The organism is Dellaglioa sp. CoH-56-MRSF-10 (assembly GCF_056782175.1).
On the sequence record NZ_JBXAYF010000066.1, the window covers coordinates 1 to 347 of the forward strand.

Genomic DNA, 347 nt, shown 5'->3' on the forward strand with positions numbered 1-347 from the left:
GATTCGTTCGATGAGTTCCTGCTGTCGGAGTTCATCACCGGCACCGAGGTGTCTGTCGCGTTGCGGAACAACAGTGCCGGGTTGCAGATCTTCCCGATCCTTGCGACCTATCACGACGGCGATTTCTACGACTACCGCATCAAGCATGACGCAGGTGCCCGTCGGCACATGTGCCCGGCCGACCTCGCAACGAGCTCGATCGACCTCATCGAAGAGCGTTCCGCGGCTCTGTATCGGAAGCTGAAGCTGACGGGGTTTGTCCGAATGGACTACCTCGTCGACGCGGCGGGTGAGTCCTGGTTCCTGGAGGTGAACACTCTCCCGGGCATGTCACGGCAAGGGAACAT

1 protein-coding gene is annotated in these 347 nt (G+C 59.9%); it reads left to right on the plus strand.

What is annotated here, in order from left to right:
- Positions 1 to 347: D-alanine--D-alanine ligase family protein (locus AC1RP4_RS07855; protein ID WP_481763249.1), on the plus strand; the 347-nt coding region annotated here is incomplete at both ends.